The 6,434-nt window shown below is 41.3% G+C and carries 9 protein-coding genes; 7 read left to right on the top strand and 2 right to left on the bottom strand.

The window, feature by feature from the left end; translation table 11 throughout:
- Nucleotides 1-188 precede the first annotated feature (188 nt).
- From FYJ62_RS01640 to FYJ62_RS01630, 5 genes are all read left to right on the top strand, one after another.
- Nucleotides 189-509: a bacteriocin immunity protein gene (locus tag FYJ62_RS01640; RefSeq protein ID WP_154547088.1), complete on the top strand. Its 321-nt coding sequence runs from the start codon at nt 189-191 to the stop codon at nt 507-509.
- A gap of 226 nt (nt 510-735) precedes the next feature.
- Nucleotides 736-903: a hypothetical protein gene (locus tag FYJ62_RS10570; RefSeq protein WP_167309359.1), complete on the top strand. Its 168-nt coding sequence runs from the start codon at nt 736-738 to the stop codon at nt 901-903.
- Nucleotides 904-917: 14 nt separating this feature from the next.
- Complete coding sequence (locus FYJ62_RS10565) at nt 918-1,091, top strand: hypothetical protein (RefSeq protein WP_167309358.1); 174 nt, start codon at nt 918-920, stop codon at nt 1,089-1,091.
- Between the two features lie 38 nt (nt 1,092-1,129).
- Nucleotides 1,130-1,285 (top strand): bacteriocin, encoded by a 156-nt coding sequence (locus FYJ62_RS01635; RefSeq protein WP_144856516.1) that lies wholly within the window; start codon nt 1,130-1,132, stop codon nt 1,283-1,285.
- Between the two features lie 247 nt (nt 1,286-1,532).
- Nucleotides 1,533-2,345, top strand: coding sequence for a CPBP family intramembrane glutamic endopeptidase (locus FYJ62_RS01630; RefSeq protein ID WP_154547086.1), 813 nt, complete (start codon nt 1,533-1,535; stop codon nt 2,343-2,345).
- A gap of 46 nt (nt 2,346-2,391) precedes the next feature.
- Here FYJ62_RS01630 and FYJ62_RS01625 read toward each other — a convergent pair whose 3' ends face one another.
- Both FYJ62_RS01625 and FYJ62_RS01620 read right to left on the bottom strand, forming a co-directional pair.
- Entirely contained in the window at nt 2,392-3,570 is a 1,179-nt protein-coding gene (locus FYJ62_RS01625) for an IS256 family transposase (RefSeq protein ID WP_154547084.1), read from the bottom strand.
- Between the two features lie 143 nt (nt 3,571-3,713).
- Entirely contained in the window at nt 3,714-3,854 is a 141-nt protein-coding gene (locus FYJ62_RS01620; RefSeq protein WP_154547082.1) for a hypothetical protein, read from the bottom strand.
- A 300-nt stretch (nt 3,855-4,154) separates the two neighbouring features.
- On the opposite strand from FYJ62_RS01620, the gene FYJ62_RS01615 reads away from it, so the two are divergent.
- Nucleotides 4,155-6,104 (top strand): glycerophosphodiester phosphodiesterase family protein, encoded by a 1,950-nt coding sequence (locus FYJ62_RS01615; RefSeq protein WP_195837368.1) that lies wholly within the window; start codon nt 4,155-4,157, stop codon nt 6,102-6,104.
- A gap of 82 nt (nt 6,105-6,186) precedes the next feature.
- Nucleotides 6,187-6,345, top strand: coding sequence for a hypothetical protein (locus tag FYJ62_RS10560; RefSeq protein WP_195837367.1), 159 nt, complete (start codon nt 6,187-6,189; stop codon nt 6,343-6,345).
- Nucleotides 6,346-6,434 lie beyond the last annotated feature (89 nt).

The raw sequence follows: 6,434 nt of genomic DNA, 5'->3' as shown, positions 1-6,434 counted from the left end.
CTTTGGCAGCTCGAGCGGTACGATTGGATGTTCAGTCATAATATCGTGTTCCTCCGTATTCAATTGTTAAGAACAGTATATGACTATTGAACAGAGGTCGATAGATACCGCGCTATTGGGCGCTTACGAAAGACCAAGCTCGTTAGAATATATATGTAAGTTGATGAGGCGCCTAGAGGTAAATAATTATGACAAGTAAAAATAAATTTGATCCAGAAGTAGCTTTACTAAATCAAGTTACAGATTTATTGATGGATGAAAGAGTTAAGCAAAATGAACGAGAAATTTTGCTCTACGCTAAACATCAATTGGAGCATCATGTAAATATGCCTAATATTATCTATCATTTAAAAAATATTTTGACTCCATTGGCTATTGGCGAAAAGCTATCGCCAGGAATGGGTAAGCTATACTGTGATATTGTTGCAGGCAATATTGGTAAGCCAGGTTCTTTGAGAACCGGCATTGGTATGGGAACTGCATATGGTGGATTTTTTACAGGGATTTAAAAAAAATAGTCGATATCATTTCTGTGGATTTGATATCGATTATTTTTATATATGGGCCAGTTTTTATTCATATTGTGTATTGTGGCTAAATTTGATGCATATGTTGTCAATTTACGATGATAACGTGGAAAAGAAGCCATTCTTGCTAGAATTATATATGTAAGTTGATGAGACGCTTAGAACTACTAAGCGAGGCAGACTTAAAGATTTATTGGAGGTATTTGAAATGGAAAATACAGTAAGTTTTGAAAATTTGAATTCAGTTCAGTTAGTTAGAGTTGTGGGTGGTAGACATTCTCAAAACTACTACAATGGTCGTGGTACTGGCAGAAATATTAGAGCTATTGGCACTTTAGTAGGTATTGGTGCAAGTATCCTTAAGTACTTAGAATGATGGTGAAGGAAAAAATGAAGAATTATCTATGGCTATTAATAAATATTGCTTTTCTTGTAACCCTGTTTTATGTTCCTAAAACTCAACTTGGTATTTGGGTATCAGCAATTATCGTGATTCTTGCATTGATTGTAAATGTGACTGATATTTTCGGTTTTATTTCTAAATCAAGAAAGCAAAATGAATAATCATCGTTAAGAGGATTTAATATATTAGAGGTATTAAAATGAATAATTTTCAAAAGTTAAGTGTTACTGAATTACAAAATGTTTCAGGCGGTCGTCGTAAAGGTGGCTTTAATTTTGGCTCTTGGTGGAGAGGAGTTCAAAGAGGTACAGGTCAATTTATGACAGGTCTTCGCGATGGTTTAGCAGGTAAGTAAGGAAGAATATTTGAGATGAAGGAATTCCGTAAAGCAATTTAAAAGAATTTTAGGTGGTAAAGGTCATTCTCACGATTACTACAATGGCCGTTATTGGGGTAGAGTTCTACGAAGTATCCGTCAAACTATGCCAAGTGGACCTATTAGTATTCATGGCTTTCCAAAATTATAAGTAATAAGGTTGATAAATTTAAATTGGCTTATCAACCTTATTATTTCATGTAAAATATGTTGCTGGAATAAACTTATGAAAGATAATTATTATTTAGCATTAGCGGATGACGTAGAACTTGGAAATAAAATTATAATAAAGAGAACAATTGCCAAATTATTTATGGTAGCAACTATACTTTTAATAAGTGGTTTATGTGTTGTACGATTAAATATTGGTAATAAACAAATTTATAAATTAATGCTAATTGCTTTTCTAACTATTTATACATATACGGCGAAACATTTTATTTTAACAACTAAGACGTTTAATCAAAAGTTAAGGCTAAAAGGTACATCAGGAAAAATAACGTTTGCTTATCTTATCTTGTTAATCTTTTTAATTTCGATAGAGCTTATGAATATGTTTCCACTATTTAAATTACAATTTTCAAAAATATTATTTGCTGCTTTATCAGCGTTGATATCAGCAGTTTTTGAAGAATTTATATTTAGAGGAATATTGTTTAATGCATTTCTGTTGCTTTTTTGTGAAGAAAAATATGACATTTTATGTACCTCAATAGTATGTTCAATTTTATTTAGCTTAATTCACATGAATAACTTGACTAGTCAATCATTTATTTCAACTGTAGGACAAATGATTTTTACACTAGCCTTTGGTTTGATTCTTAGTTGTCTAAGATTATGGTCTAATAGATTGGCTTGGTGTATAGCATTGCACTTTCTGCAGGATTTTTCGCCTAAGATAATAAGTACAAATTATGGAATTTCTAAGATTGGCTTAGTAATATTGCTGTACTTTCCAATAATAATTTTTGTATTAATTTGTATTTGGATAATTAATAAAAGATATTTGGAGTTAAGGAAAAAGGAAACTGTCAAATAGTTTGTGTAAATAGATCTTTCTCGTAAATTGATTTTTTAATTTTTTCTTAGTCAAAGTAGGATTCCAATGTATCCTGCACTTGGCCGAAGCCTTTATGGATTCGGTTGAAGTAGCGATCATTGTAGCTTATTGCCTGAATGCCAATGAAAGTATCAAGCGACTGCTCGCTTGGAAACTCTGCTTTGGGCTTTGCCTTGCGTTTAACGACATTGTTAAAGGATTCAATCATGTTGGTGGAATAGATTGAGGGTCTGATCTGTTTGGGATAGTTGTAAAAGGCCAATAGATCAGGCTCAATGTCTTTTAGATTCCTAATGACATGATTGTATGCCTTGTTCCATTTGTCATAGAATGCATGAAGAGTTTGTACAGCGGCTGTCTTGTTAGGCTGCCTATGAATCTGCTTGAAATCGTTCATGATTGTCTCACGATCGTCAACACGCACTTTATTGCAAATATTGCGCATGACATGAACCAGGCAGCGTTGAAAATGTGCTTTGGGATAAGTCTTTGCCAGAGCTGTTTTCATGCCGACAACACCGTCAGACAAGAAAAGCTCGACTTGCTTCAAACCCCGCGATCTCATGTTTTGAAGCATTTCAGTCCAAACTTCGACGTTTTCGCTGGGTGCTATGCAGTAGTCGATTACTTCTTTATGGCCATTGGGCCTGATGCCGATGGCAATATAGACGGCTTCACGCTCAAACGTTTCTCGGCACAGCGGAAGATACGTTGCGTCAAGATAAACGCAAAAGAACCTGTCGCTAAGCTTGCGTTTGTGATAGGCTTCAACCTTTGGAATCATTTGCTTGGAAATATTTGATACCTGAGCCGGACTGTAATGGCTGCCGTACATCTTTTCAATCAGATCGGCTATTTCACTGGTAGTGACGCCTTTGGCATAAAGCTTGATAATCATGCTTTCCAGGACGTCCGAGTGCTGCTTGTAGTCAGGCAGAGTGTGCTGATGAAATTCACCGTTTCTGTCTCTGGGAACCTGAATTTCGATCTGGCCAAACTGCGTATCAACCTTGCGATAATAGATGCCGTTTCTAGAATTGCCAGAGTTCCATCCGCTTTTTGCATAAGGATCATAGCCTAAAAAGGTAGTCAATTCAGCTTCAAGCAATTGATTAACTGCAGTTTGAATTTCCTTGCGCAAAAAATCATTAACTTTGTCTTGATTGAATAGTGCTTGAGCCATATTTTTGGTAAAATCATTCATGAAGGAGTTCTTCTTTCTGTATGTTGTTTTTTTGTTCAATCCAATCATACGAGAAAGGAACTCCTTTTTCTAATGTTTTCAGAAATTAATTTAAGGAATCATTCATCCTTACACAAACTATTTTACAGTCCCTTTTTTGCACCTCACTCATTTTTGATTAATTTTTTATATGCTTTTTTGCTTCCACGCTCCAGATCCTTGTTAAACTTATATTCCTGCCAGTTGCTAATGAATAGCAGGTCAAGGTTGTAGTCTTCAGCTTGGTCAATAATTTCTTCTGGCATGCCTACTTGTTCGGCCTCCTTATAAATGCGTAATATATGGAAACCGGCTAATAATAGTCTATCTGTTCAAGCTAGACAAAGCTTTCCTGCAGGTATCGCCAGTTTTATGGTTAACTTGTTGAAGTCGATATTATCCTTCTCTTGTACCAAAGGCAAGATTAAAAGCCATTTGCTTATTCAAATATGAAATTGCTCAAGGGCTTGGCTGCAAATCTATTTGCCGCTGGGCCTTTTCGCGTTGAATGCGTTAGAATAGAAGCATTGATTGAAAAAAGCAAAAATATACATGGAGTGGATTTTTTGAAGAAACGGAAAGATAGCAAAAAGTTGTTGATTCTGCCAGCTGCCCTGCTGGCTTTGGGACTGGCCCAGCCAGTGCAGGCCGCCCGTCGCGCGCGCGTGCACCGCGTTGCTAAAAAGAAGGCAGTGCTTAGCAAGAAGCGCCTGCAGCTGCTGCAGGGAAAGACGGCCAAGCTGACCTTGAAAAACGGCCGGGGCAAGACCACTTGGACCAGTTCCAACAAGAAAGTCGCCAAAGTCACGTCAAAAGGCAAGGTCAAAGCCATCGCGGCAGGCACGGCCAAGATCGTTGCCAAAAACAGCAAGAAACGCTATACTTGCACGGTCAAGGTTACCGCGGCCAAGCGAGTGTTGACTTTAGCATCAAATGACGGTTCTGGCCGCCGGCACAAGCTGACCTTCGTCTTGGGCAAGAAGGTCACCCTGCCTGAGACCGGCTTTAGCCGGGAAGGCTACAAGTTCTTGAACTTCAATGCCGCTACTGATGGCAAGGGGCGAAGCTACCGCCTCGCGCGGGCCTATGCCTTTAAGAAAAATACGACCTTGTGGGCCCAGTACCACCAGCTGGTTGACTATACCGTCAACATTGACGCCAACCAGGGCTTTGGCCAAAACGCTGTCTTGCATGAGCAAGAAGGGCAAAGGGTCACCTTGCCAGATTCCGGCTTCAGCAAGCCGGGCTGCGTCCTGGATTCTTTTAACGACAAGGCTGATGGGACTGGGAAAAAATACCGGCTGGGCGAAAGCTATGCCTTAAAAAACGTCACCTTGTACGCCCAATACCGGAGAGAACCAATTTCTCCAGAGCCTGAGCGGGACCTGGGCTTGTGGGCGATCGATGCTTCCGGCAATTTTTACCCAAGCCAGAAGCAGCTGACCACGGTCAACTTTATTGCGGCTGACCAGGCCAAGTACGTGGGACTGGATGACTACTTTGACTACCAGATCATGGCTCTCAAGTTTACCAATGACCTCAACCCGCGCTATTTAGGCGTGCAAATGGGCTGGTCCACGCACGGCTTTATCCTTGATCCTGGCCACAAGTACTTGATCATGGTAAGAAAAAGCAATCAAGCGCCGTTTTCGCAAGCAGAAATTCCGGAAATCGCCAAGCTGGTTCGCTTGGAAAATGCCAACGCTAAGACCCAGAGCACTTCCGGCTTAGCCAAGGCTCCAGTCAGATTCATCGCCCACCGGGGCTACAGCACCAGGTATCCGGAAAACACGACCCTGGCCTTTGAAAAAGCGGGCGAGGAGGCTGGCGTTTGGGGGATTGAGACCGACGTGGCCAATACTGCCGACAACCAGCTGCTGATCCTGCACGACCAAAGCTTGGCGCGGACCACCAATATTCAGGCCGACGATCCTAACTACGGCAAGAGCATCAACGAGCTGACTTTTGACCAGGCAGAAAGCTACAAGATCAAAGGCGTCTTGCCCGGCATTGACCAGGATCATGTCTACGATAACCTCCATCTGCCGACCCTGCGCCAGTACTTGGACATCTGCAAGAAGTCTGGCAAGGAAGCCTTTTTGGAGCTGAAAAACGTCAATAACATGACGGCACTGAAAGAAGTCGTCAAGGAAATCAGCGAGGCGGGGATGCAGGAGCACACGACCCTGATTTCCTTCAATCTTGGGGAACTGGAAGAGGTCAGAAACGTGCTTCCAGGCGGTAAAGAAATCGCGCTGATGGCGATCTACAACCGCCAGCTGCAAGAGGACGACTACATCTACTTGTCCCATCTGCAGGCCGGGGCAGACCGCAACAAGGACACCACGAACGTTGACGAAATTCTTGCTGCCCGCAAGTATGGCGTGGACTACGGGATCTGGACGGTCAGCCATAATGATGCGGCCGTTGACGATTTGATCAAAAACGGAGCCGACAAGGTTACCTTAAACGATGCCAACTTGGTCAGCTCTATGAGCGCGGTCGTTGAAAATTAAGCAAAATCCTGCCTGCTTAGCTTATAATTAAGTCAGCAATGGAAGATAGCGTTGATTACTGATTAAAGGACAGGTGAGTCTCATGAACAAGAAATTGTTTCAATTCCTGATCGGGACCGCTTCTGCGGAAAAAGTCAAAGTCGGCAAGCGCAGCAAATTCAAGGTCGATCTTTCCCCCGGCCTCTTGCCGACGGCTTTGCTTGCCTATGCTGTCTACAAGTTCCTGACTAACGACGACTAGGCACAGGCAGACAGTTGAGTCGCAACAGACTCTAACGAATAAAAAGGCTTCTAGAAGTGAAAAACTTCTGGAAGCCTTTTTAGTATCTC

Source organism: Lactobacillus porci (genome assembly GCF_009695985.1).
In the GTDB taxonomy this organism is placed as follows: domain Bacteria; phylum Bacillota; class Bacilli; order Lactobacillales; family Lactobacillaceae; genus Lactobacillus; species Lactobacillus absianus.
Note: the sequence above shows the minus strand (reverse complement) of the source record. Positions and strands in the feature narration are given on the sequence as shown.

What these genes read in the sequence shown, in the direction of transcription:
- FYJ62_RS01630 (WP_154547086.1), top strand. Translation starts at nt 1,533, where the DNA reads ATGAAAGATAATTATTATTTAGCATTAGCGGATGACGTAGAACTTGGA.
- FYJ62_RS01640 (WP_154547088.1), top strand. Translation starts at nt 189, where the DNA reads ATGACAAGTAAAAATAAATTTGATCCAGAAGTAGCTTTACTAAATCAA.
- FYJ62_RS01635 (WP_144856516.1), top strand. Translation starts at nt 1,130, where the DNA reads ATGAATAATTTTCAAAAGTTAAGTGTTACTGAATTACAAAATGTTTCA.
- FYJ62_RS01625 (WP_154547084.1), bottom strand. Translation starts at nt 3,570, where the DNA reads ATGAATGATTTTACCAAAAATATGGCTCAAGCACTATTCAATCAAGAC.
- FYJ62_RS10565 (WP_167309358.1), top strand. Translation starts at nt 918, where the DNA reads ATGAAGAATTATCTATGGCTATTAATAAATATTGCTTTTCTTGTAACC.
- FYJ62_RS10570 (WP_167309359.1), top strand. Translation starts at nt 736, where the DNA reads ATGGAAAATACAGTAAGTTTTGAAAATTTGAATTCAGTTCAGTTAGTT.
- FYJ62_RS01620 (WP_154547082.1), bottom strand. Translation starts at nt 3,854, where the DNA reads ATGCCAGAAGAAATTATTGACCAAGCTGAAGACTACAACCTTGACCTG.
- FYJ62_RS10560 (WP_195837367.1), top strand. Translation starts at nt 6,187, where the DNA reads ATGAACAAGAAATTGTTTCAATTCCTGATCGGGACCGCTTCTGCGGAA.